This is a genomic window from Gordonia sp. 135 (assembly GCF_009720185.1).
GTDB lineage: Bacteria > Actinomycetota > Actinomycetes > Mycobacteriales > Mycobacteriaceae > Gordonia > Gordonia alkanivorans.
This window is the reverse complement of sequence record NZ_CP046258.1, coordinates 43,931-67,046: the sequence shown is the minus strand read 5'-3', so window position 1 is coordinate 67,046 and position 23,116 is coordinate 43,931. Positions and strand designations below refer to the sequence as shown.

Annotated in this window: 19 protein-coding genes; 9 read left to right on the top strand and 10 right to left on the bottom strand. The window is 63.2% G+C overall.

All coding sequences use genetic code 11. From position 1 onward, the window contains the following. Positions 1–196: 196 nt before the first annotated feature. The gene (locus GKZ92_RS23080) at positions 197–1,138 is read left to right on the top strand and encodes a cation diffusion facilitator family transporter (protein ID WP_155225797.1); all 942 of its coding nucleotides are present in this window, start codon (positions 197–199) and stop codon (positions 1,136–1,138) included. Positions 1,139–1,234: 96 nt separating this feature from the next. On the opposite strand, the gene GKZ92_RS23075 is transcribed toward GKZ92_RS23080, so the two are convergent. Next, positions 1,235–1,807, bottom strand: a complete 573-nt coding sequence (locus GKZ92_RS23075) for a vitamin K epoxide reductase family protein (RefSeq protein WP_155225796.1) — start codon at positions 1,805–1,807, stop codon at positions 1,235–1,237. Between the two features lie 65 nt (positions 1,808–1,872). Next, positions 1,873–2,517 (bottom strand): DsbA family protein, encoded by a 645-nt coding sequence (locus GKZ92_RS23070; protein ID WP_035755528.1) that lies wholly within the window; start codon positions 2,515–2,517, stop codon positions 1,873–1,875. A gap of 217 nt (positions 2,518–2,734) precedes the next feature. On the opposite strand from GKZ92_RS23070, the gene lnt reads away from it, so the two are divergent. Continuing rightward, positions 2,735–4,237 carry an apolipoprotein N-acyltransferase gene (gene lnt, locus GKZ92_RS23065; RefSeq protein WP_035755530.1) on the top strand — a complete coding sequence of 501 codons (1,503 nt, stop codon included), beginning with the start codon at positions 2,735–2,737 and terminating at the stop codon, positions 4,235–4,237. Between the two features lie 16 nt (positions 4,238–4,253). Here lnt and GKZ92_RS23060 read toward each other — a convergent pair whose 3' ends face one another. The 4 genes from GKZ92_RS23060 to GKZ92_RS23045 all read right to left on the bottom strand — a co-directional run bounded on the left by GKZ92_RS23060 (position 4,254) and on the right by GKZ92_RS23045 (position 9,046). Next, positions 4,254–6,443, bottom strand: coding sequence for a heavy metal translocating P-type ATPase (locus GKZ92_RS23060; RefSeq protein ID WP_035755581.1), 2,190 nt, complete (start codon positions 6,441–6,443; stop codon positions 4,254–4,256). After that, a complete protein-coding gene (locus GKZ92_RS23055; RefSeq protein WP_035755532.1) occupies positions 6,436–6,852 on the bottom strand; it encodes an ArsR/SmtB family transcription factor in 417 nt (138 codons plus the stop codon). The genes GKZ92_RS23060 and GKZ92_RS23055 overlap by 8 nt, the downstream gene beginning before the upstream one ends. Positions 6,853–6,969: 117 nt before the next feature. Next, the gene (locus GKZ92_RS23050) at positions 6,970–8,142 is read right to left on the bottom strand and encodes a L,D-transpeptidase (protein ID WP_035755533.1); all 1,173 of its coding nucleotides are present in this window, start codon (positions 8,140–8,142) and stop codon (positions 6,970–6,972) included. Between the two features lie 283 nt (positions 8,143–8,425). Beyond that, a complete protein-coding gene (locus tag GKZ92_RS23045) occupies positions 8,426–9,046 on the bottom strand; it encodes a class I SAM-dependent methyltransferase (protein WP_035755535.1) in 621 nt (206 codons plus the stop codon). A gap of 49 nt (positions 9,047–9,095) precedes the next feature. Between GKZ92_RS23045 and GKZ92_RS23040 the strand changes: the two genes are divergently transcribed. Together GKZ92_RS23040 and lspA are read left to right on the top strand one after the other, a co-directional pair. Beyond that, positions 9,096–9,500 (top strand): ArsR/SmtB family transcription factor, encoded by a 405-nt coding sequence (locus GKZ92_RS23040; protein ID WP_035755537.1) that lies wholly within the window; start codon positions 9,096–9,098, stop codon positions 9,498–9,500. A gap of 50 nt (positions 9,501–9,550) precedes the next feature. Further along, positions 9,551–9,994, top strand: a complete 444-nt coding sequence (gene lspA, locus GKZ92_RS23035; RefSeq protein WP_051406003.1) for a signal peptidase II — start codon at positions 9,551–9,553, stop codon at positions 9,992–9,994. A gap of 26 nt (positions 9,995–10,020) precedes the next feature. Here lspA and GKZ92_RS23030 read toward each other — a convergent pair whose 3' ends face one another. Further along, on the bottom strand, positions 10,021–11,253 hold the full coding sequence (locus GKZ92_RS23030; RefSeq protein ID WP_167383394.1) for an Nramp family divalent metal transporter: 1,233 nt from the start codon (positions 11,251–11,253) through the stop codon (positions 10,021–10,023). A gap of 379 nt (positions 11,254–11,632) precedes the next feature. On the opposite strand from GKZ92_RS23030, the gene GKZ92_RS23025 reads away from it, so the two are divergent. Both GKZ92_RS23025 and GKZ92_RS23020 read left to right on the top strand, forming a co-directional pair. Further along, the gene (locus GKZ92_RS23025; RefSeq protein ID WP_230462004.1) at positions 11,633–13,318 is read left to right on the top strand and encodes a cytochrome c biogenesis protein ResB; all 1,686 of its coding nucleotides are present in this window, start codon (positions 11,633–11,635) and stop codon (positions 13,316–13,318) included. A 90-nt stretch (positions 13,319–13,408) separates the two neighbouring features. Next, positions 13,409–13,723 (top strand): DUF4229 domain-containing protein, encoded by a 315-nt coding sequence (locus GKZ92_RS23020; protein ID WP_051406004.1) that lies wholly within the window; start codon positions 13,409–13,411, stop codon positions 13,721–13,723. 278 nt (positions 13,724–14,001) lie between these two features. Here GKZ92_RS23020 and GKZ92_RS23015 read toward each other — a convergent pair whose 3' ends face one another. Beyond that, positions 14,002–14,517, bottom strand: a complete 516-nt coding sequence (locus tag GKZ92_RS23015) for a M23 family metallopeptidase (protein WP_373194821.1) — start codon at positions 14,515–14,517, stop codon at positions 14,002–14,004. Positions 14,518–15,573: 1,056 nt separating this feature from the next. Between GKZ92_RS23015 and GKZ92_RS23010 the strand changes: the two genes are divergently transcribed. Beyond that, complete coding sequence (locus tag GKZ92_RS23010; protein ID WP_035755546.1) at positions 15,574–16,542, top strand: endonuclease/exonuclease/phosphatase family protein; 969 nt, start codon at positions 15,574–15,576, stop codon at positions 16,540–16,542. 132 nt (positions 16,543–16,674) lie between these two features. Here the strand turns inward: GKZ92_RS23010 and GKZ92_RS23005 are convergent, their stop codons facing one another. Both GKZ92_RS23005 and GKZ92_RS23000 read right to left on the bottom strand, forming a co-directional pair. Then, positions 16,675–17,334 (bottom strand): hypothetical protein, encoded by a 660-nt coding sequence (locus tag GKZ92_RS23005; RefSeq protein WP_196222069.1) that lies wholly within the window; start codon positions 17,332–17,334, stop codon positions 16,675–16,677. Between the two features lie 333 nt (positions 17,335–17,667). Further along, the gene (locus GKZ92_RS23000) at positions 17,668–18,138 is read right to left on the bottom strand and encodes a hypothetical protein (protein ID WP_155225795.1); all 471 of its coding nucleotides are present in this window, start codon (positions 18,136–18,138) and stop codon (positions 17,668–17,670) included. Positions 18,139–18,507: 369 nt separating this feature from the next. Here GKZ92_RS23000 and GKZ92_RS22995 point away from each other — a divergent pair, with 369 nt between their 5' ends. Both GKZ92_RS22995 and GKZ92_RS22990 read left to right on the top strand, forming a co-directional pair. After that, positions 18,508–20,520 (top strand): site-specific DNA-methyltransferase, encoded by a 2,013-nt coding sequence (locus GKZ92_RS22995; protein WP_155225794.1) that lies wholly within the window; start codon positions 18,508–18,510, stop codon positions 20,518–20,520. Next, positions 20,513–23,005 (top strand): DEAD/DEAH box helicase family protein, encoded by a 2,493-nt coding sequence (locus GKZ92_RS22990; protein ID WP_155225793.1) that lies wholly within the window; start codon positions 20,513–20,515, stop codon positions 23,003–23,005. The genes GKZ92_RS22995 and GKZ92_RS22990 overlap by 8 nt, the downstream gene beginning before the upstream one ends. The last annotated feature ends 111 nt before the right edge of the window (positions 23,006–23,116 follow it).

Genomic DNA, 23,116 nt, shown 5'->3' with positions numbered 1-23,116 from the left:
GTCACCGCACCGTTACCAGACCCACCACCACCGGCATCACGCCGCCGACGTCGGGCCATCTCAGCACATCCCGATTCAGTCGTGACGTGATCCGCCGGTTCCGTTCCGCCCCGGTCTGTCATATAGTCACATGCGCATGTATTGATATATGTGGACAGCGTAGCTATCTGGGTGTGGATGAGAGGGAGTACGACGCATGGGAGCCGGACACAATCACGGACCAACCGACCCCGCATCCAGCGACTCGTCGCTGCGTGTCCGGCTGGCGATCGCGTTTGCTCTGACGGGGATCATCGTCGTGGCCCAGCTTGTCGGGTCGGTGATCACGGGAAGTCTTGCGCTGCTGACCGACACCGCACACGCCGCGACAGATGCGATCGGTTTAGCGGTCGCGCTCGTCGCAGCAACCGTGATGTACCGCCCGGTCAGCAAAACCCGCACCTGGGGACTGCGGCGCATCGAGGTCATCGCCGCTCTGGGGCAGGCCTCGCTGCTGCTCGCTGTGGGCCTCTACGCTGCTGTCGAAGGCGTACGACGACTGTTCTCGCCACCCGAGGTGCCCTCGACCGAACTCCTGCTTTTCGGAGTCATCGGACTCGTGGCGAACATCGTCGCCATGCTCGTGCTCGCCTCGGGACGCGGCGCCAACTTCAACATGCGAGCGGCGTTTCTGGAGGTCCTCAACGACGCACTGGGATCGCTGGGTGTGATCGTCGCCGCAATCGTCATCGCTACCACCGGTTTCCAACAAGCTGACGCGCTGGCCGGGTTGTTCATCGCCGCGCTCATCGCACCCCGCGCCGTCAAACTCATGGCCGAGACGACGCGGGTGCTGATGGAATTCACCCCGAAAGGGATCGATCTCGACGACGTCAGGGCCCACATCCTCGAGATGGACCGTGTGCACGACGTGCACGACCTTCACGCATCGACGGTGGCCACGGGCCTACCGATCATCAGCGCTCACATTGTGGTCGATGACGACTGCTTCCAGGACGGCCACGCCCCCACCATCTTGGATGACATCCGGACCTGCGTGGCGACTCACTTCGCCATCTCCTTCGAGCATTCCACCTTCCAGCTCGAGACCAGCGCCCAGCGCCACCACGAGGAAGCGTTAGCCACCCATCACCCGTGAAGGATCACATCGGCAACACCACACCTGCGGTCTGGGCGAGTGCAGATCTCTGCTACACGAGTCTGCCGTCTCGGGCCGGGCGCTACCGCGGAGGTGTCACATCAGCGTCGACCAGTACCACCAGAAACGGTGGGCGATCAGGGCGATCACTGTCAGCATCCACACCAGCGGTACCACGGTGTGCACCGTGAGGATCGCATCGAGGGCTCGGCGCGCTGCCCCGGGTGGGCAGAAATGGTCGGCATTGCGCAGGCTCACATACCAAAAGGCAACCACGACAACCACCCACACGGCCATGCAGTACGGACAGAGCGCGTTGATTCGGTACAGGCTCTGGAAGATCAGCCAATGGACGAACACCACCGCACCCGTCAACCCACTCTGCAGCCCGATCATGACCCAGGTGGGCGGCCGGCTCCCCATCAGGACCGCGACAGCAATCAGCGCGGAGAAGCCGGCAATTCCGATCAGTGAGTTGGGAAACCCGAAGACGACAGCCTGGGGGGTATCCATCACCGATCCGCAATTGACGATCGGGTTGATACTGCAGGTCGGTGTGTACGCCGGATCGGTTGCCAGTTCGAACTTTTCAACCGTCAGCGTGAACGCAGCGATGAGCCCGATACCTCCGCAGACCGCAAGGATCCACCCGAGCAGTCGCGGAGACACTGGGAATCGTGTAGCTGCCGCCGAGGGTGAGGATGGCGAGGCCTGGCGGGGTGGTGGTGGGACGGTCACTGGCGTAGTGCGGATTCGAGCGCCGAGCTCAGATCGTCATAGCTCTCGGGTTTGATGAGTTCGTCGTTGATGAAGAAGGTGGGTGTACCGGTGACACCCAGCGCTTTGCCGTCAGCGACATCGCGGTCGATGAGTTCGCGGGTGGCCTGCGAGTTGTAGTCGGCGGCGAATCGATCCATGTCCAGACCGAGCTCCTGGGCATAGGAGAAGAACAGATCGTCCAGCGGTACCCGCTGCTCACCCCAGCTGCGTTGGGTGTCGAACATCTTGCGGTACATCGGTTCGAACTGACCTTGCTCGGCCGCGGCGGCAACGGCGCGTGCTGCGCGGTCAGCGTTGAAATGTCCGGGGAGCGGGAAGTAGCGGACCACGAAAGTGACCTGATCGCCGTATGTTTGGCGAAGCTGCTCCACCGCCGGGTATGCCGCCCCGCACCCTTCACATTCGAAGTCCAGGAATTCCACGAATGTTGCCTTGGACTCGGTCGGAGTCGATAGACGTGGGGAATCATCCCGTACCGTCATGCTCGCCTGGGCGGCAGCCTGTTCGCTGTCACCGGCCCGGGACACCACGAACACCACTGTCAGCGCCAGGCAGAACACGAACACCACGGCGAGTGAGATCTTGACGGTGCGGCTCACCGGGGCACCCTTGACTCGAGTCGAACCTTTAGCGCTTGACCTGCCACGATGTTCACTCCCGTCGAACTACTACTACGTTAGCTAGTAGTTTACAGGCGCGCGGCCCCGGCCGGGCGACCGCGGGCGGATCGGTGCGCTCGACAAACTTCGGTGAGGGGTGCGGTGCGCGGTGGTGGGTTTTTCGGATAGTCGACGTGCCGGCGCGTCGTTTCTGCCGATGCGTCAGCCTGTGTTGCGCGGCGCAGCTGCCGTCGGCGCCGGCGGCATGCTGTACGTGAGTTTCCCTCCGCGTCAGCTGTGGTTCCTCGCCCCGTTGGCTATCGCGGTTCTGGTGGTGACGCTGCGGGGGCGGTCGTTGTGGGCGGCATCCGGCTATGGCTATCTGGCTGGGCTGGGGTTTTTCGTGCCGTTGCTGCCGTGGGTCGGTATCTATGTGGGTGCGGTGCCGTGGCTGGTCTTGGCAGCAGTCCAGGCGGTGGCGTTCGGGATCTTCGGGGCGTTGGCAGCGGCACTGGGCAGATGGCGCGGCGCGCCGGTGTGGTTGGCAGGCGCCTGGGTGGCAGTCGAAGCTGTTCGTTCCCGGATACCGTTTGGCGGTTTCCCCTGGGGCCGAATCGCATTCGGCCAACCGGAGGGGCTTCTACTGCCGTTGGCGGCGCTGGCCGGCGCGCCGGGGTTGTCGTTCGTTGTGGTGCTGCTCGGCGCGGCCCTGGCCGCGGCGGCGGGGGCTGTGGTCCGCCGGCAGCCTCAGACGTTGGCCGGGCCTGCGGCCACGGTTGCTGTGATTGGACTGCTGGTGTGGATGATGACGCCCGCGGGGGGAGGCGATGACGCGGGGGAGCGGTCGGTGACGGTGGCGGTGGTGCAGGGCAATGTGCCGCGGCTGGGGTTGGATTTCAATGCTCAGCGACGCGCAGTGCTCGACAATCATGTCCAGCGCACCCTCGATCTGGCCGAGGAGATCCGCTCTGGGCGGGTCGTGCGTCCCGATGTGGTGGTGTGGCCGGAGAACTCATCCGATATCGACCCGTTCGGGAACCGCGATGCTGCGGCGCAGATTGATCGTGCCGCGCGGGCGATCGGGGTGCCGATCCTGGTGGGAGCGGTGATCGCCGGGAGCAACGGCACGTCCCGCAACACGTCGGTGGTGTGGGATCCGGTTACCGGGCCTGGTCAGGAGCACAACAAACGTCAGCTGGTGCCGTTCGGGGAGTACTTGCCGTTGCGGCAACTGATGACACAGCTGTCCTCCTACGCCAGCCGGGCCGGGAACTTCGTTCCAGGCGCAGGCAATGGCGTTGTCGATCTTGCAGGTGTACCGGTGGCGGTGGCGACCTGCTACGAAGTCGCGTTCGACGATCTGGTGACCGAATCGGTGCGCGCCGGTGCGCAACTGATCGCCGTGCCGACCAACAACGCGACGTTCGGGCGCACCGAGATGACCTACCAGCAACTCGCGATGTCGCGGGTGCGGGCAGTCGAGCACGATCGGGCGGTGGTCATCGCAGCAACCAGTGGGGTGAGCGCGGTCATCGAACCTGATGGGACCGTTGCACAACGCACAGCGCTGTTCACCCCCGATGTCCTCATCGCGCGGGTGCCGCTGAGGACAACGACGACTCTGGCGACGCGGATCGGAGCAGCAGGAGAAGTGATTTGTGCTGCCGCGGTCCTGGCGGCACTGGTTGTCCGCACGTGGAGATCACGCCAACGCACCTGACGCGGCGTGGTTGTGCTCAGTGGCGTTCGCGATGTGGCGTTGGCGAGCTACTCGATGTGTCATCGGCGTCATCCGGCGGGCTCGAACAGCAGCTGCACCCTGGTTCTGTTGTGGCAGAACAGCTGTTGCTGGTCGCTGCGCCTCGTGATCGGGGAGTCGGCAGCAGGGGCACCTCGGGCACCGGCCGTGGTTGATCGGTGGTGGCCGATACCGGGGCGCAGCAGGCGTCGCCTGTGTCGTGGTAGGCCGCCACCGAGATGTTGAGCCTGCCGGGGGTTACCCGGGGCACGGCAGCGGTGCCTGGCAGTGCTTTCGTCCGGGCGGCACGAATCGCGTTGGCGATCACCAGTACTTCTGCGAGTTCGTGGACGAAGACCACTGTGGCCAGACCGAGGACGCCCGTGGCGGCCAGCGGAATCAGAACACCGATGATGGCCAGAGAGAATCCTATGTTCTGCAGCATGATTCGGCGTGCGCGCCGAGCGTGGGACAGCACTTGCGGGAGATGGCGGAGATCTTCGCCCATCAACGCCACATCGGCGGTTTCGATAGCGACGTCGGTACCCATCGCTCCCATCGCGATTCCGACATCGGCGGTGGCCAACGCTGGGGCGTCGTTGACGCCGTCGCCGACCATGGCGATCGCCCGCCCGCGCGCCAGCGTGGGCAGCAAGTCGGCTTTGTCTTCGGGGAGCAGTTCGGAATGGACGGTGCTGATTCCGGCCGCAGTGGCCAAGGCATGTGCGGTGCGGTCGTTGTCCCCGGTCAGCATGACCGAGTCGACACCCAGCGCCGTCAGCTGAGCGACCGTTTCGGCGGCCTCGGGGCGAAGCTCATCGCGGACCGCGATCGCGGCGACGACCGTGCCATCGCGTTCGATCAGCACGACGGTGGCACCGTCGCTCTGCAACCGGGTGACGTCTGCGGCGAGCGCCCCAGGATCAAGCCACCCGGGTTTGCCCAGTCGCAATTGCTGTCCGCGAATCTGGCCGGTGAGTCCGTGACCGGCGATCGCGGTGACGTCCTCGGCAGGTGAGCCCAGAGCAGGTGCGGCCGCGAGAATCGCACTCGCCAACGGGTGCTCGCTGCGTGCCTCGAGCGCGGCGGCATAGGACAACGCGTCCTCGCGGGTGATCTCGGGTGTGGCCACCACGGCGATGACCTCCGGAGTGCCGCGGGTCAAGGTGCCGGTCTTGTCCAGCGCGACGACGCGAACCCGTCCCAACTCCTCCAGGGCAGCACCGCCTTTGACCAATGCACCATGGCGGCTGGCGGCGCCGATCGCGGCGACCACCGTCAGCGGCACCGCGATCGCCAACGCACACGGGGACGCAGCAACGAGGACCACCAGGCCGCGTTCGAGCCACACCAGGGGATCACCGAGTAGCGCACCGATACCTGCCACGAGCGCCGCGAGCACCATGATGGCCGGGACCAGGGGGCGGGCGATACGGTCGGCGAGACGTTGGCCGGCGCCTTTGCGTTCCTGCGCTTGCTCGACGATGTGAACGATGCGGGCCAGGGAACTATCCGCGGCGCGGGCGGTCACGCGGACTTCGATCGCACCGCCACCGTTGATCGCGCCGGCGTAGAGCGAGTCACCCGGACCCGCCTCCACCGGAACAGATTCGCCGGTGATCGCCGACACGTCCACGCTGGTTGTGCCCGCTGTGATCGTTCCGTCGGTGGCCGCGCGCTCACCGGGACGCACCACCATCACATCGCCGATGATCAACTCATCCGGTGACACGGTGATCTCACGTCCCTCACGAATCACCGAAGCAGTGGGCGGAACCAGCGCGAGCAGCGACCGCAGCCCTCGCCGAGTTTTGGTGACCGCGTAATGCTCGAGTCCTTCAGCGACCGAGAACAAGATTCCGAGTAGCGCGGCCTCGGGTATTTGACCCAGCGCCACAGCCCCGATCGCGGCGATCGTCATCAGCGTTCCGACACCGATACGCCCGTGGCGCAGCGACCGCAGCGTCGATGGCACGAACGTTGAGGCCGCAACGACAACCGCGATCAGTTCCACGACGATGCCCGCGGTCTCTGATAGAGAGCCTCCGATGATCCAGCCGAGCGCGAGGAACACTGCTGCTGCGGCGGCGAAACGCAGCTCGCGCACCTGCCACAACCGAACCGGGCCCTGATCGACCTCAGCCTCGAGGTCGGCGGAATCGGAGGGTCCGCAGCATGCGTCAGCCATGAGCATGTCCCTGCACTGTGGCCGCCGACGGTGTCGTCGTGGCTGCGGTGGAGAGTCCTGCAATCGCTAGGACCGCTGTCACGAGAGCGTGGCCGGAGGGGGTCAACGCATACATCACCAACCGTCCGTGGCGGCGCCCGGTCACCAGTCCGGCACCCTTGAGTAGGCGCAGATGGTGCGAGACGAGGTTCTGCGCCAGGCCTACCACCCACGCGAGGTCGCAGACACAGAGTTCGTCCGCCGACAGCAACGCCGTTGCCACTCGCAGCCGGGTCGGATCACCGAGTGCACGAGCTCCGGTGGCGGCACGGTCGATTGCGGTCACATCGGGTAACGCAGTCCGGATATCTTCTGCGTGCGGCAGATCGAGACACAGCAGATCGCACGTGTCCACCGACTCCTGAGTCATATCAACATCCTTACGTTCATTGATATGAACTATGTTAGGCATGCCGGTACGGATATCTCAACACCCGTCGATATGTCGAGAGGAGTCGACACGCTCTCGAGCCAGGGGGCGGGGCGCTTAGGTGTCGGTGTTGCCCTTCTTCCACTGTGACCACGGGATGTTCCAGTCGCCGAGTCCATCGACTCCCGACAGTGTGTCGGCGTTGGTGTTCTTGACCGTGACGGGGTCACCGCGCAGGGTGTTCTTCACGAGCCATTCCGCGTCTGCGGGACTCAGGTTTGGGCAACCGTTGCTGACGTTGCTGTTGCCTTGGGCCGACATCGACCACGGTGCGCCGTGCATGTAGATGCCGCTGTAGGACATCTGCACCGCCCATTGAACGGGTGTGCGGTATCCCGCTGCGGACTCGACAGGCACTCCGTAGGTCGACGAGTCCATGATGATGTGCTCGACGCGATCTCCGATCATGTAGATGCCGCGGGGCGTCGGAGTGCTGTCTTTGCCGAACGAGGTCGGCATGGTGCGGATGACCTTGCCGTCTCGTTTGACGACGATTGTTTTGGTGTTGTCGTCGGCGACGATTTCCTGAGCTCTGCCAATGGTGAAGTCATAGGACAAGTTCTCGTCGCCGTAGAGCCCGTCGCCGAGGTTGACTCCGTAAATGTTGACGGCGACACTGACTTTGGTGCCCGGTGTCCAGAAGCGTTCGGGCCTCCACCGGACCTCGGAGTCGCTGATCCAATAGAACGCACCCTGCATCTGGGGGTCAGACGACACGGTGATCGCCGCCTGTGCCTTCTTTCGGTCGGGGATGGGATCGGCGAACCGCACGCCGATCGTGTGGGCGATCCCGACGGTTTTCTCGCCGAGGATGGCCGCGCTGGTCAACGATTCCGGCGAGGTCGTGGTGAAACGCTGCGAGACGACCGATCGACCGCCCACGCCCACGGCCTCGGCTTGAACCACGTATCGCTTCGAATACCCCAGGGGCTGGGTGCTTGTCCACGTTGAGCCGTCCTCGCTCAGGGAGCCCGCCAAGGGACGGCCGCTGGCTGTGGGAATACGGACGTTAGTCAACGCGCCGCGACTGGCCGTGACAACAATAGGAAGCCCAGGTTCGACAACCGCGTTGGGCGCAAGTCGCCCGCCACCTTCAGTGGCCACAGCGATGGAAGGTTGTGTGATGTCGGCGAAGCTGTCAACGGCCTGAATCTCATTGCTGAAGGCGGCACCTCCGGTCGAGCTGCACGAGGTCAACACCATCACCACCGCCGTCAGCGTTGCGAGCATCAGCAGTCGCGGAATACCGACTCGGACCGACCCGCGACATTCACGAGAGCCCGAGCACTGCGGCTGCCCACCGTGAGTCGATCGGCGATCACATAGCTCTTCGGTAGCTCGAGTCCCTCTTACGCGGCCCATCGATTGTCGAACCCTCCCACTCGGCGCTGGACTAGGTTTACTAACCACGATAGTAGTTGAAGGCTGTGCGCTCCTTTACCCACTGCACCGCGTGAGAGAAGGTTCGAAACGTCTCGTGGTGGGCGACCGCCGAGCCACCACATCGACCTCACTATTGCCGTGTGGCGACACCCAACAGGTAGTCGCCGCCGATGCGTGTTCGCCACCGCTCGCCGACGTCGAGACCGTGGCGGGACAACTCGTGCAGGAACTCACCGGCAGTGAACCGATCCTCGCTCGGATGGTCAAACAGCACTTGGTAGGTCGGCCGAGCAAGGGCGGTCGCGGTGACCTCGTCAAAGAAGAACCGCCCACCCGGTTTGAGTACGCGGGCCACCTCGTCCAAGGCTTCCCGCCAGTTCGGGATGTGGTGAATGATCGCGAAGTCGAAGACTGCGTCATAAGTACCGTTCTGCCCACCGCCGACGTCGTGAAATGCTGAACGCAGGTCCGTTGCGCTACCTCGGGCGAGGTGTGCCCTGCCGGTGTGTCGGCGTAGGCGGTGGCGAGCGCGAGAAATCATCGCCGGATCGAGGTCTACCGCGTCGACGCGCGCGGCGCCGAACTCGTCGAGGATCAGCCGGGTGCCGTAACCCGACCCGCACCCCAGCTCAGCAACGCGCGCTCCCGGGGTCCGTCCGCCCAACGCAGTCAAGACACGCGCCTCGTAGCGCTGCAGCCACCGCCGGGGCGGCGAGTTCACCAGGACAGTCTCCATGCGGTTCATCAACATTGTTGACCACCCTCCCTCATCATCGGCGGAGACCGCTTATTATCGTCTGGTGACGATCAATAGCATGGATGGGTGTCGCACGTCGAGAGCCGGAACGAATGTGGACGCGGCGGTGGCGTTGTTTCACAGCCTGTCCGATAGCACCCGATTGGCGATTGTGCGTCGTCTTGCCGGTGGGGAGGTCAGGGTCGCCGACCTGGTAGGGGAGTTGGGTTTGGCGCAGTCGACAGTGTCGGCGCATGTGGCATGCCTTCGCGACTGCGGGCTAGTTGAGGGACGCCCACAGGGTAGGCAGGTGTTCTACCGCCTCACTCGGCCCGAGTTGATGGACCTGCTGGCCTCGGCGGAGACCCTGCTGGCGGCCACCGGTAGCGCGGTAGCGCTGTGCCCGAACTATGCCGGCGACGCCGCCGCAGCGTCAGCGAGTTCTACCCCGGCTGGAGCCTTGACGTGACCGACGCGCCGCCGGCAGTGACGAAAACACTCCACCCCCGAGGCGTTCTCATGGCCCTGGTTGTCGTGGTGACGTTCGTCGGGCTGGCAGTCAACTCCTTCGTTGTCAGCCGACTCACCGAGGGCAGTGCGGCCGATCTGGGAGTGCTCCAGTTGCGGTTAGCGTTCAACCCCGGTGTTGCATTCAGCCTCGGTGATCAGCTGCCCAGCTGGGCCATACTCGCCGTGGCCGGGTTCATCACCCTCGCACTGGCCGGCTACGCAGTGCACGTCGCACCCGACGCGGGGGTCGCCGGTCGGATCGGATTTGCCGCGGTCCTCGGCGGCGCACTCACCAACCTGATCGACCGCGCCGCCGACGGTGTCGTCACCGACTACTTCCATACCGGCTGGTTCCCCACGTTCAACCTCGCGGACACATTCATCACCATCGGCGTCGTCCTGATCGTGCTAGATGTGTTGCGGCAAGAATGGTCAGCTTCGCGCGACGCCTAGGGGATCGAACCGTCGCGCGAACTCGCTTAACCGGTGACCGTCAGGTAAATCAAGGCGACGTTGAGCACGATGATGACCGCTGCAGTAAGCCAGGCCAGCGAAGTGGTGAGTCGATTGTTCACATCCTCGCCCATCAGCATCCTGTCGCTGGTGAAACGCACTAACGGAACCAGTGCGAAGGGAATGCCGAAGGACAGAACGACCTGCGAGACGATCAGAGCTCGGCTGGGATCAATTCCGATGGCCAACACTGTGATGGCAGGTATCAGGGTGATCAGGCGTCGGAGTATGAGCGGGATCCTGCGCTGCAACAGCCCGTCCATGATCATCGCGCCGGCGTACGCCCCGACCGAGGTTGATGCCAGCCCCGAGGCAAGAAGCCCCAGCGCGAACAGCAACGCCACCACTTGCCCCAAGGTGTCGGCGACCGCCGCATGCGCTCCGTCTATCGAATCGACCCCTTCACGGCCACGCAAAGTGGTTGCTGCCACCAGCAGCATGGACAGGTTGACCGCGCCCGCCAGCAGCATCGCCAGACCGACATCGATCTTCGTCACACGCAACAGCCGCGACCGGACCGGCCCCTCCGGTTGATGGCCGTGTCGATCCCGCACCAAACCTGAATGCAGATACACCGCGTGAGGCATCACCGTCGCACCCAACATGGCGGCCGCGATCAGCACGCTTTCCGTGCCATCGAACCGCGGCAAGAGGCCCCCCACGACAGCCCCGGGGGGAGGTGGTGCCACGACGGTGCTTGTCAGAAAACCGATGGCAATAACAGCCAGCAAGCCAATGATCACCCGCTCGAACGGTTGCTGCCCTCTGCGGTCTTGGACAAGAAGTAAGACCATCGACACCGAACCTGTGATGACGCCACCGATGAGCAACGGCAGGTCGAAGAGCAGATTCAGCGCGATAGCTCCGCCCACCACTTCGGCGAGATCGGTTGCCATAGCGACAATCTCAGCCTGCACCCAGTAGGAGAGCCTGGCGGTCCGCGACGCGCGCAGACGCACCGTCTCCGGCAATGACCTGCCCGTGACCACCCCCAGCTTGGCAGAAAGGAACTGCACCAACCCCGCCATCACGTTCGCAACCACGATCACCCACACGAGGAGGTAGCCGAACTGGGCGCCGGCGCTGATATTGGACGCGACATTGCCGGGATCAACGTAGGCGATGGCCGCGACGAAGGCCGGACCAAGCAGTAGCGACCCCGACCGAGCTCGCGCGAGCCGCGGACGAGCCGAAGCCATGACCTCTCGCATTACCGCCCCTCAATAGCAAATTTCGGTCTACCGAATAAAACTATTCGATACACCGTAGTTGATGGGGCGGCACATGACGAGACCCGAGGAACTTGGGTGGTGTCGACGGCTCGTAAGTGCGAGCGCGCCGCAGCGGGGCGCATCACCGCTTGTCATCTGCGTACCGAAATACTACGCTACGTAGTATTTCGGTGTGGGCAGGAAGAGCAGGTGAGACCCGGATGGCGATGCGGGCGAGGAAATCCCGGCGGCCGATGGTGCTGGGAGTCGACTGGCAGACAGCTGCGGATCACGTCGCCGACCGCGCACTTCGTTCTCTCGCGAGTGATGACGACTTCCAGGGTGCGGCGTTACCCATACGACGACGATGATGCACACCGGCAGCATCGAAGCGCCGACGCCGCGACGACCACGCCGCCGGCTTAGCCCCCTACTCAGATTGTGGCGTTCGCTGACGTCGATGAAAACAGCACTCATGCTGCTGTTCCTGTTGGCCGCGGCGGCAATCCCGGGCGCTCTGCTGCCGCAGCGCCCACTCAACGAACAGAAAACAACCCAGTACATTGCCGACCGCGGCGCCCTCGGCACGTGGATGGACAGACTGCAGCTCTTCGACGTCTTCGCCAGCTCGTGGTTCACCGCGATCTATGTCCTGCTGTTCGTGTCGCTTGTGGGATGCCTCACTCCCCGCATCCTCGAGCATCTGCGCGCGGTGCGAGCCCGTCCAGTTCCCGCGCCGCGCAACCTCACCCGCCTGCCGCGGCATTTCGAGGACACCGTAGAAGGAACACCCGAAGAGGTTGCTGCCCTCATCAACGCCAACCTCCGGGGCTGGCGCCGAGCCACCACCACACGACCAGCGACTACGCACCGACCCACCGCAGCCGTAGAGATCTCGGCAGAAAAGGGTTACCTCCGCGAGTGGGGCAACCTCGTGTTCCACTTCGCTCTAATCGCCTTGCTGATATCGATCGCGGCCGACAAACTCTACGGCTACGAAGGCACCCGTAGTCTCGTCGCCGATGGCACACAAGGGTTGTGCAACACCTCGACCGCGGTTTATGACTCATTCCGCGCAGGCAGCCTCGTCGATGGCACCGATCTCTCACCATTCTGTGTCCGCGTCGAGGGCTTCGATGCCCGGTTCCTGCCGAGCGGTCAGCCCGACATGTACGAAGCCGACGTCACCTACACCGGGGACGTGCGACAGTCCGATCCCGATACGTGGAGCACTGCACGCGTCCGAGTGAACGAACCGCTGCGAGTAGCTGGCGACCGCGTCTATGTCCTCGGCAACGGCTTCGCACCGACGTTCACTGTGACGTTCCCCAACGGTGAGCAACGCACTCAGACAGTGCTGTTCATTCCCGACAACTTGCAGACGATGCTGTCCTCCGGCGCGGCCCGTTTCGATACCCCAGCCGGCCTCTACCCCGACGCAGACGAACGTCGCAATCGACAGATCGCGATCGAGGGCCTATTCGCGCCCACCGCAGCATTCCAAGGAACCCTGCTCACCTCATCGTTTCCCGTGCCGAATGATCCGTATGTGGCGATCAGGATCTACCAAGGCGACACCGGACTGGATACCGGTCGCCCGCAGAATGCGTACTCCTTGAACCGGGCGCTCATCGAGCAGGGTCGGCTCCAGCAGCGGGCACAGGTCAATCTCAGCCCGGGACAGACTCACACCATCGCCGATGGCACCGTGGTGCGCTTTGACGGGTATGAACGCTTCGTGTCCATGCAGGTATCACACGGGCCGGCACAGAACTGGGTTCTGTTGTCGGCGACCGTGATGCTGGCTGGGTTACTTGTATCTCTACTTGTCCGGCGTCGCCGAATCTGGGTGCGGCTAGTGCCCGTCGGAGTCGACGGCCAACGACGCACCGCAGTAACAATCGCAGGTCTGGCCCGCACCGATCAGGCCGGGTGGGGCGAAGACTTCGACCAGCAGGCGCGGCGATGGCTGACCCAGCCAGGGCCGACAAAACGCCGACCACGGCGCACATCAGCCATGAGATCTCACATCCGTACAGATCTCATCTCATGAACCGCCCCCGCTGCAGGACGCGGCACCGAACCAACTGTCACGTCACAATCCATCCCGATCGCATTCACGCCACACGGAGGCCCATAGACCATGCGCAGAAACACTTCTCACGGCGCCACCACCACGCCGGCCTCTTCGGCCAGATCTCTCATCGCCATCGCGCTGCTGTACAACATCGCGCGCCTAGCGCTCGCTGCGGTGCTATGTGGACTGATCCTATTGGTCGCCTACCTGATTGACGTGGACGTCCCGTTCTTCGTAGCCGTCGTGCTCGCCGTGATTCTCAGTAGTCCAGTCTCGATGATCGTCCTCAAACCCCTACGAAGTCGTATCAATCACCGGGCCGAGGCAATGGACTCCCGCCGAGCGGCCAAAAAGGGACTCGCCAGACCGGACGCGACATGAGTTGGTACCAGACCAGAAAACATAATCAGCCAAGCCCGACTGTCCTGCCGAACATGCAGTGCAGTCTGCCGGATCGGTGAAACCAACGCAGATCACCCTCGATGAACCACAACCACCCGCACGCCGTTCCTCTCAATCGATCGGGGGTAGGCGCCCAACTGTGTGGCCGCCGAACCGACTACTGCGCCCGAGGAATTGGGCGTACCCAGTCCCGCCTCTAGCTCGCGACACCTGTGCGGGACCACTCGTCGTCACACCTCCCGCGCCGATACGGCGGGTCATCCAACGACGTAGACCCCCCGGGTTCTCAGCCACTGTGCAGGATCGAGTTTGGGTCCGTCTTGCTGCCAGACCTCGTAGTGCAGGTGCGGGCCGGTGGAGTAGCCGCGGTTTCCTACCGTTGCGATCTGCTCGCCGGCCAAGACTCGCTGCCCGACGCTCACCAGTGTCTCGTTGATGTGCCCGTACACGCCGATCGTGCCGTCGTCTTGCAGCACTCGTATCCACAGCCCGAAGCCATCAGCCGGACCGGATTCGATGATCTGCCCGTCGCTGGTCGAGACCACCGGTGTGCCAATCGAGTTGGCGATATCGAGGCCATAATGCGTGGTACTCCATCGCGCTCCGTAACTTGAGGTCACGGTGCCGTAGGTCGGTGCCGCCGACCGCGGCCGTTGTGGCACCGGGGGTTCAGACGGCCGCGCGCGATCTGGCTGTGCCAGTTCTCGCATAACCGAGGTCAGCTCATCGCGTGACGATGCCCGTGCCGACGTGCGGCTTCGCTGTTCGGCCACCGATCCGACGGTTACAGATCGTGGGGCTGCTGCGGACTGGACGTCGACGGGCACGCCAGCCTGAGTCAGGGGAGTGACCGTCAGGTCGTGTCGATCGGCGAGCGCAGTGGCCGCAGTCCCGCCGGCAGCGCATAGAACCACCGCGGCCAGGAGTGATCCACCCAACCCGGCCGCAGCCGCCGACCGAGTTGAGGTGCCCGAGACCTCCTCGCCGTCAAGCACCTCGAGAAAGCCTGACTGAGCTTGCTCGCTGGACTGAGGTTCAACGACACACAACGCCCGCTCCCACGGTGCGGTAGGCGCTGCCGAAGGATGCCTGCCGAGGTCGAGCGGGCGCTGTGAGCGAGGCGGCCCGAAAACTCGATGGCCAGGCCCGGCTTGGCGGGGCAAGGCAGTACGCGAGCGCGCAGTGTATGGACGGCCACTGCGTGGTGGGTATGACGGCGACGCCTCGGGCGCCGTCGTCGATCGCGCACGCGGCGAGTAGGAGGGCACTGGGGCGCCCGAGAAGATGGGCCGCCGCGTGAACCCGGCCGACACCTCGGGTGGGACAGGCATTCGGTGTCGCCCGGCCGCATGCACGATGCGTGAATGCTCGAGCCCCGGGAGTCCGGGGGTGAGGCTCGCCGATGCGTCGCGCCGGAACGCAGGGATGCCAGCGGAGGGTGGGCTGGGATCAGCTTTGCGATGCCGTGCCAAGGGGAGTCCTTCAGTCCAAAGCGTCAGTCCGGATGGAAACAGTTCGATATCGAACGAGCCACAGCCAGGTTACTACTATCCAGGTTAGTTTCTCCGCGTTGGCCCCAGGATCACCCCGTACGCGCTGCGCAGCTCCGGTGGTGCGCCCGGTTGACCAGCAATATCGTCGTGGCCGACGACGGGTTGGCGTCATGCGTGCACGAGTTCTCGCCTGGGCTGCTGCGTCGGCAACGAAGCCGTCCGGCTCTCGTAACGGTCACCATAGATCGAACCGACTGGTGGCTTGGCTGACAGCCCCTGTCGCCGACAGCCTCCACTCGACGATCACCCGCCAGAGAGCGTGACGGTGATCGTGGCATGATCGGCCGCATGCGTGGACTGCTACGAGCACTCGGGTGGGGTGCGGTCCTCGCCGCTGCTGCCGGTGTTGCTGCCCACTATTCTGGCCTGGTCAGCAATTTCGCTTCCCGGGTAGCGGCGTTCACGCCGGTGCTGATCATCGTCGGTGTCCTCGGTCTGATGCTGCTGCTCGCCGCGCGCGCCTGGCTTTCCGCGGCGGGAGCTGTGCTCGTCATCGCCGTAGGCGTGACGGCGCAGGCCCCACTGTATCGGGGGGTCGACGAACAGGTCTCGGACTCGGACCTTACCGTGATGCAGGCCAATATCTATCTCGGGCAAGCTGATCCGGACGCGCTAGTGTCGCGGGTGCGCGACTCAGGCGTTGACGTCCTCACGATAGTCGAGCTGACGCCTGAGGCGGTGGGAGCCCTCGAGCGCGCCGGGTTGCGCCAAGCCTTGCCGTTCGCGTTTCTCCGTCCCCGAGACGGTGGAGGTGGAGCTGGCATCTATGCGCGGGCCCCGCTGACCGACGGGCAACTCCTGCGGGGATTCGAACTGTCGAACCTTCGCGCGCGACTGCTGCTTCCGAACCGCTCGCCCATCTCGATCTATGCACTGCACCCGTTGCCGCCGTATCCCGAACCGTCGTGGCGCTGGGATGCCGAGCTCCGCGAGTTGCGCTCGATCCTCTTCGCCGACACAGATCCACTGATCATCGGCGCCGATGCGAACTCGACCTACGACCACCGCTCCTTCCGGCAGCTACTGTCTGGACCCTCGAATTCGCCCCAACTGACCGACGCCGCCGAGCATCTCGGATCGGGCGTCGTCGCGACCTATCCTGCCGGCCGGCCCTACCCGTCGCTGCTTGCGCTCGACCGGGTGCTGACACGCAATGGCCCGACACCGACATCGTTCCGGCGGATCGATCTGCCGGGCTCCGACCATCACGGGGTGCTCGCGCGCATCCGGCTCAGCGAAGGATGACGTCCCCGAGTAATCTCGAACCATCGGAACACCTCGGTTCGTGACCGACAGCCTTATGTCATCAACTCGATCGAGCCTGGCAAGCTATCTCCCCCAACGATTTCCATATGCCACCACTGGCTACTTAATGATTCAGCCGGGCGGCGCCGGTGAGGGTGGAGGTGGGTTGCGGTCGCCGGGTTGGGGTATCGGGAAGGTCATCGACGGGCTCGGTGGGTCCGGTGGTGCGAGCCGGTTTTGGGGGTTGGCTCGCAACGCGGCCTCAGCCGCGGCTAGGGGCGCTGAGGCTCTGTCGCGGGCTTGTTGTTCGGTCACCGGTTTGCGGCCGTCGACAGGGATGAGGGTGTACCACTTCTCGGACTCGAGGTAGCGGGTGGCGAACAGGTACCACTGGCCGACCTTGAGGGGTGTGTCGCCGTCGACGGAAATGTAGACACCGTCCTTGACTCCGCCTTGCTGGTTGACTACTACGCTCTCGGGGACTTCGCCCTTGATCGCTGTTTTGGTGAGCACGCTGTACTGAGTTTCGGGGAGCGGCCCGAGTGCCTTGGTGCCAGCAGCTGATTCGACACGGCCGGTGAAGACGTGTGTGGAGATCGCCACCAGATTACGTAAGTCAGAGGTGTCAGTGAATGAGTCCGCATGGGCGGTTGAGGTGGCCGTGGCCGATTCGAGGGGTGGGATGCCCTCATCGACGGTTTGTTCGCCGCACGCGGTCAGGGTGGCAGCGGCGAAGATGCCGGCGATGCCGAGCGTGAGGGCCGCCGGTCGTGTTGCTCGGTGGTGGGTCATCAGAGTCCCCACTTGTTGCGGTACAGGCCGCGGGTGAGGCCGGTGGGTGTGTAGGACGTTCCGCGGGCCCCGTCATTATCTGCCATCAGGTCGTTGGAGCAGGTGTGGAACAGCCCCAGTTCGTGCCCGACCTCAGTCCAAGTTATGTCACTTTCTAGCAAAAGTGCCTGTCCCCCAGCTGGTTTTAAAGTGCCGATAATGTACGTTATGACGTTTCGGTAGCTCACGGCCCGTGGATGTCCATCTTCTGCTGGGCCTTCTAGCGTTGCTTTCAAGATGCTAATGCGTTCCGAACCTGGGCATCACCGATGGTGTTAGCGGGCAGGTTTCCGGTCAGTCGTCCGTTCTGGGTGGAGGGTTGCCAGCCCATGAAGGTGGCGCGGTGGCGAGGGCATCGATGAGTTCGTCGAGCAGGGTGCTGGTGTCCTTCCAGGTGGGTGTCACGTCGTCGTTGTCGACTTTGTCGAACTGGCGGATGAGTCCACATCGATTGCCGGTGCGCAGGTCGACAACGAGCATGGTGGCGGCATCGCGTTCGGCGATGAGAAGGTACTCGGGAATAAACGTATAGGCGCTGGCTCCGGCGGTGCCGGGATAACCACCGGGCTGTAGTTGCCAGGCCTCCAGCGAGCGCGTTCGCACCTCTAAGGCCTCGTCGATGCGCAGGACGTCGAAACCGGGTGTGAGATCCGGCCGACGCTGACCCGGGTGGGCCGAGACTAGCGCGAACCACTCGACGACCGGGCCGGACGCGCAGCTCGCGATCGGGTGCTGCCATTCGGATCTGTTCGCTATCGAGTGCATCGAGATCGGTGCCGATCAGCGGATTGTCGGTTACCGATAGATCCGTCAGCGCCGAGTGCAGTCTGCGGGCCGCCTCATCAATCGAATGCGACGCCTCACGCCCGGAGCCTGAACGATCAGACGGCACGGCAGGGACTCGTGGAGGCGAGCGGCGGCCTCCGTCGGTGCATCGTGTCGAGGTACGGGAGTGGCGTGATCCGGTGGGGGAGTCGGCAACGTTTGTGCACCCAAGGTACCGCCGACAGCATCGCTGGTGCCGGGACCTTCCGGCGCTTCTTGCGCTAAGGGTGCCAGCCTGGTCGATGGTTCGTAAGGCGCGAGGGGGTCGCTAGTGTCTTTAAACGGTAGGACGCGACGAGAGGGCGGGGTGTGGCTAAACACAGCGGGCGGCTGGAGCTGACCTGGACTGACAAGGACAAGGCACTACTGTCCACGGGTGATGGTCGCTACGACTACACCTTCGTTGACCCGTCCGACTACCGCGTCTCCGAGGTGCGGTTGCTGCACGAAGTGTCTCACCATGACGCTGCAGTTCCCGAAGGATTCGAGCCGCCGTTCGAGCCAACAACGGACAACCTGCTCATCACGGGCGACGCCATGCACGCGCTCGATGCGCTGCGGACTATCCCCGAATATGCCGACAAGTACCTCGGCAAGGTCAAGCTCTGCTATATCGACCCGCCGTTCAACACTGGTCAGGCGTTCGAGCAGTATGAGGACAACATCGAGCACTCGATCTGGCTGACGATGCTTCGCGACAGGTTGTCTCAGATCAAGCCGCTGCTGTCCGACGACGGCTCTGTGTGGGTGCATTTGGACGACGTTGAAGTACATCGCTGCCGTGTAGTTCTCGATGAGGTAATGGGAGCGGAGAACTTCGTTGCCCAGGTTGCGTGGGAGAAGACGGACAGCCCTCGGATGGACGCTAAACTTTTCTCAAAGAGTTATGACTCCTTGCTCTGCTACCGATCCTCACCAAGGTGGCAGCCAAACAGACACCAGGTGATGGGCAAGGACACCGATTTTCCTATGGTCGACGCCGAAGGCGAACGGTACTCACGTCGGGAACTTCGTAAGTGGGGCAGAAACTCCCTACGCGAGGACCGACCAACCATGTGGTATCCGATCTCTCGGCCCGATGGTTCCGAGGAGTACCCGATCCGTCCTGATGGGAAGGAGGGGTACTGGAGGTGGTCGGAGACGAAACTCAAGGAGAACATGCACCGCATCGAGTGGGTGGAGCGTGACGGTCGGTTGCAGCCGTATGTCAAGACCTATCAGTCTTCGGGAAAGAAGCCGGTACCCCCCGTCACCATCTGGACAGTAGAAGATGTCGGCGGTAATCCCGTGGGTAAGGCTGAAGTCAAGGACATGTTCCCCGATAGCAAACCATTCCCAACACCGAAGCCAGAACGACTGCTACAGCGCATCATTAATATCACTACCAATCCCGGCGACATCATCCTTGATTGTTTTGCAGGCTCGGGTACGACAGCGGCGGTCGCACAGAAAATGGGTCGCCACTGGGTGACCTCAGAATTGTCGGAATCCAACGTCGAGACCTACACGAAGCCCCGCCTGCTCAAGGTCATCAACGGTGAAGACAGCGGTGGAATCAGCACCACCACAGAACGAGTCGCAACGGATGAGGACAGCCTCCCTGACGGTGTAACGCCCACTCAAGCACAGTCTTTCACCACGCTGGCGAAGAAGTTCGGTGATGAACTGGACATGCCCGTGGATGTGGCGAAGGAGACCGCGAAAGCGGTTCGCGCACAGTTGAAGAACGGCACGTCGCCTCTCGACGGCGAGGAGGTGAAGACTTTGGTTCGTCTACTGAACAAGGTCAGCAAGTCCGAGGACGAGGGACTGGTTGTGGACCTCATGCCCGAAGCGGTCAAAGCGCTGCGGGCGGCAGCCAAAACCCGCGACGAGACAACCGTCAACTGGGCAGGCGGCGGGGGGTTTACCCATATGCGAGTGGGCGAGTCGATGTTCGAGGAGCTGGAAGGGCGTGTCTACCTGGCGGACTGGGCTGTCAACGGCGCGCTCACCAAAGCGATGTGCGCGCAGCTGGGTGTCCGGCACCGACCTGACGGGCTGTTCGCTGGGAACAAGGGCAAGGTCCGGTACGTGATCCTCGACGGGATGGTCACCCCCTCGACCGTGGACGCAATTCTTGACCAACTGCCCGAGAACGAGATCGTTGAGGTCTGGGCAACACAGGTGAATCCCGCTGCTGCCGAGGCGTTGCGAAAAGCGCGACCAGGATCGAAACTCGCATCCATTCCCGCTTCGGTGCTGGATTCGTACCGCCGAAAGGTTGCCAAGCAGTCACCCTTCAAGCCCACCGCGAAGAACGGAGAGCCCGCTGATGCCTGACTTGAACGTCGATCAGGAACTACTGGTCGAGATCAGTCACCGCCTGGACCTACGCGACCCGAACCGCGACGCGGTATCGGCGGTAGCTCAATCCGTTTCGCAATTCTTCGACGTGGAGGGCAAGGAGGGACCGTTCACGTGCATCGTGGATTCCGCGACGGGCGTCGGTAAAACCTACGTCATGGCGGGGTTGATCGAATACTTTGCGGGACGAACGCCGCCTGCCCGCAATTTCCTGTTGCTGGCACCCGGCTCCACGATCCGCGATAAGTCCATCAAGAACTTCACACCAGGACACAAGAAGTCGACTACCGCTGCGATGAAAAGCCGCCCCGTGGCCATCACCGCTGACAACTTTAAATCCGCTGCCGTACAGGCGAACATGGCAGACACCAGCAAGACCAAGCTGTTTGTGTTCACGGTGCAGGCACTCACGACCAGCACTGGTGACGGCAGAGCGACTCACGAGTTCCAGGAGAACCTCGGCGGCTCGCTGTATCAATGGTTGTCGTCGCAGGACGACCTGGTGATCCTGGCGGACGAGCACCACTGCTACAGATCACCCGCGTTCTCGAAAACCATCACCGAGCTGAACCCTGAAGTTGTCATCGGTGTCACCGCGACGCCCGACAAGCGCGACAGCGACGATGTGGTGTACCGCTACCCGCTGGCGCACGCCATCCGTGACAAATACGTGAAAACTCCTGTCCTGGTCGCTCGCAAAGATGATCGGAAGGACGACTACACCAAACTCCTCGATGGCGTCACGTTGTTGCGTTACAAGGAGCAGGTGCTGCACAGCTACTGCGACGAGAACGAGCTCCCGAAGGCCAACCCCGTCATGCTGGTGATCGCCCAGGACACCGCGCAGGCTGACGCATTTCAGGAAGTCCTCGACTCCGAGGACTTCGACGGCGGTGCGTGGGTCGGGAAGACGCTGCTGGTTCACTCGAACCTCACAGGTGACGACAAGGAAAAAGCACTCGCAGAGCTGGACGCCGTGGAAGACCCCGACAGTACAGTCCGAATCATCATCAGCGTCGGAATGCTCAAAGAGGGATGGGATGTAAAGAACGTCTACATCATCGCCTCGATGCGTGCGTCGGTATCCGACGTGCTGACAGAGCAGACGCTGGGACGCGGCATGAGGTTGCCGTTCGGGAAGTACACGGGTGTGCAGATGTTGGACACGGTGGAAATCCTGGCGCACGAACGCTACGAGGAATTGCTGAAGAAGCGCGAATCTCTCAACGAACAATTCATCGACTACGGCGTGTGGATGCAAACCCGTGTCACCGAGTACGGGGAGACCGTTGCGGAGAGGAAGGTTGGAGACCCCGTACCGAATCCGGTGTTCCCTGCAACGGGTGACGGCGAAGCGGTGGGCGAAGGGCCGGGCGCGAAGCGCGACGGGGACGTGACACCAAGTCCCGACCCGATCCAGGACTACGCCGAGTTGGCGCGGAAAGCCGCAGCGGAGGCGGAGAAGGCAAAGGTCACACCGCACGAACACTTGCCGATCAGCGGACGCGAGCAAATCGTTCTGCCCTACGTCAACCACATCGAGAATCCTGTGGTCGTGACATTGAACAAGATCACTGACCACGAGAAGGTGTTTACCGATTTGGCGAAGGGGTTGTCGGTGGAAGCCGACGAAGTGCTCAAGCGCACCCTCCTCGAAGCCAACGGCGGCACGATCACGGGTGTGGCCGCGCAGGACGCCGTGAAGGCGGGAAAGCTGGACATCCCACTGGAAACCTCGCGCGCCGCTCTGGTGGATGCGGTACTGACCGCACCTGGCGTTACGCGCCGCATTAGCGAGGAGAACGCCGCCAAGAAGATCGTCGACACCATCATCAGCGCTATGGGAGCCGACGCGGCGCTGCACCTGAGCGCCTATCTCGACACCGCCAAGAGCCGACTCATGCAGAAGGTGTCGGCACTCTTGGAATCCGTTCAGACGACGGGCATCACCTACTCCGACGAGGTGGAGCTGAAGCCTCTCAACAAAGCGCGCCGCTGCGCCAAGCAACATCAGAAGGAGAAGGTCGAGACCTTCCAGAAGGGGCTCGCCTACAACGGCTGGTCCAGGGCGTTGTACGAGTACGCGTCGTTCGACAGCTCGACGGAATACACCGCCGCCAAGGCTATCGACGCCGCTGAAAGTGTAGCGGTCTGGGCACGGCTGCACATCAAGGACATTCCGATCACATGGACCACGGCGGGGCGGCAGTACAACCCTGACTTCGTGGTCATCGAAGACGTGGATGGCACACGGCACTGCTGGTTGGTCGAGACCAAGATGAATAAGGACATCACCAGCGGGGAGGTCATCGCCAAGAAGGCGGCGGCGGAAACTTGGGCGAATACCATCACCAATTCGGGCAAGGTGGGCGACGACCAGTGGCACTACGTGCTTCTCAGTGAGACCGATGTGGAGCACTCACACGGCAACTGGGAGCAGATGAAGCTGCTGCACCAATAGGCGGCGGGTTCCAGATCGCCGGCCGCGTACCTTCCGCCGTTTGTCGGGGCGAAGTGGCATCGTGATGCATCGAAACACAGACCAGGGTCATCTGTGAATGCTGCGAGCTGG

Excerpts from the sequence above, each read along its gene's own strand:
- GKZ92_RS23080 (WP_155225797.1), top strand. The coding sequence starts at position 197 with ATGGGAGCCGGACACAATCACGGACCAACCGACCCCGCATCCAGCGAC.
- lnt (WP_035755530.1), top strand. The coding sequence starts at position 2,735 with ATGCGTCAGCCTGTGTTGCGCGGCGCAGCTGCCGTCGGCGCCGGCGGC.
- GKZ92_RS23060 (WP_035755581.1), bottom strand. The coding sequence starts at position 6,443 with ATGGCTGACGCATGCTGCGGACCCTCCGATTCCGCCGACCTCGAGGCT.
- GKZ92_RS23055 (WP_035755532.1), bottom strand. The coding sequence starts at position 6,852 with ATGACTCAGGAGTCGGTGGACACGTGCGATCTGCTGTGTCTCGATCTG.
- GKZ92_RS23050 (WP_035755533.1), bottom strand. The coding sequence starts at position 8,142 with ATGCTCGCAACGCTGACGGCGGTGGTGATGGTGTTGACCTCGTGCAGC.
- GKZ92_RS23045 (WP_035755535.1), bottom strand. The coding sequence starts at position 9,046 with ATGTTGATGAACCGCATGGAGACTGTCCTGGTGAACTCGCCGCCCCGG.
- lspA (WP_051406003.1), top strand. The coding sequence starts at position 9,551 with ATGGCCCTGGTTGTCGTGGTGACGTTCGTCGGGCTGGCAGTCAACTCC.
- GKZ92_RS23030 (WP_167383394.1), bottom strand. The coding sequence starts at position 11,253 with ATGGCTTCGGCTCGTCCGCGGCTCGCGCGAGCTCGGTCGGGGTCGCTA.
- GKZ92_RS23025 (WP_230462004.1), top strand. The coding sequence starts at position 11,633 with ATGATGCACACCGGCAGCATCGAAGCGCCGACGCCGCGACGACCACGC.
- GKZ92_RS23020 (WP_051406004.1), top strand. The coding sequence starts at position 13,409 with ATGCGCAGAAACACTTCTCACGGCGCCACCACCACGCCGGCCTCTTCG.
- GKZ92_RS23010 (WP_035755546.1), top strand. The coding sequence starts at position 15,574 with ATGATCGGCCGCATGCGTGGACTGCTACGAGCACTCGGGTGGGGTGCG.
- GKZ92_RS23005 (WP_196222069.1), bottom strand. The coding sequence starts at position 17,334 with ATGACCCACCACCGAGCAACACGACCGGCGGCCCTCACGCTCGGCATC.
- GKZ92_RS23000 (WP_155225795.1), bottom strand. The coding sequence starts at position 18,138 with ATGCACTCGATAGCGAACAGATCCGAATGGCAGCACCCGATCGCGAGC.
- GKZ92_RS22990 (WP_155225793.1), top strand. The coding sequence starts at position 20,513 with ATGCCTGACTTGAACGTCGATCAGGAACTACTGGTCGAGATCAGTCAC.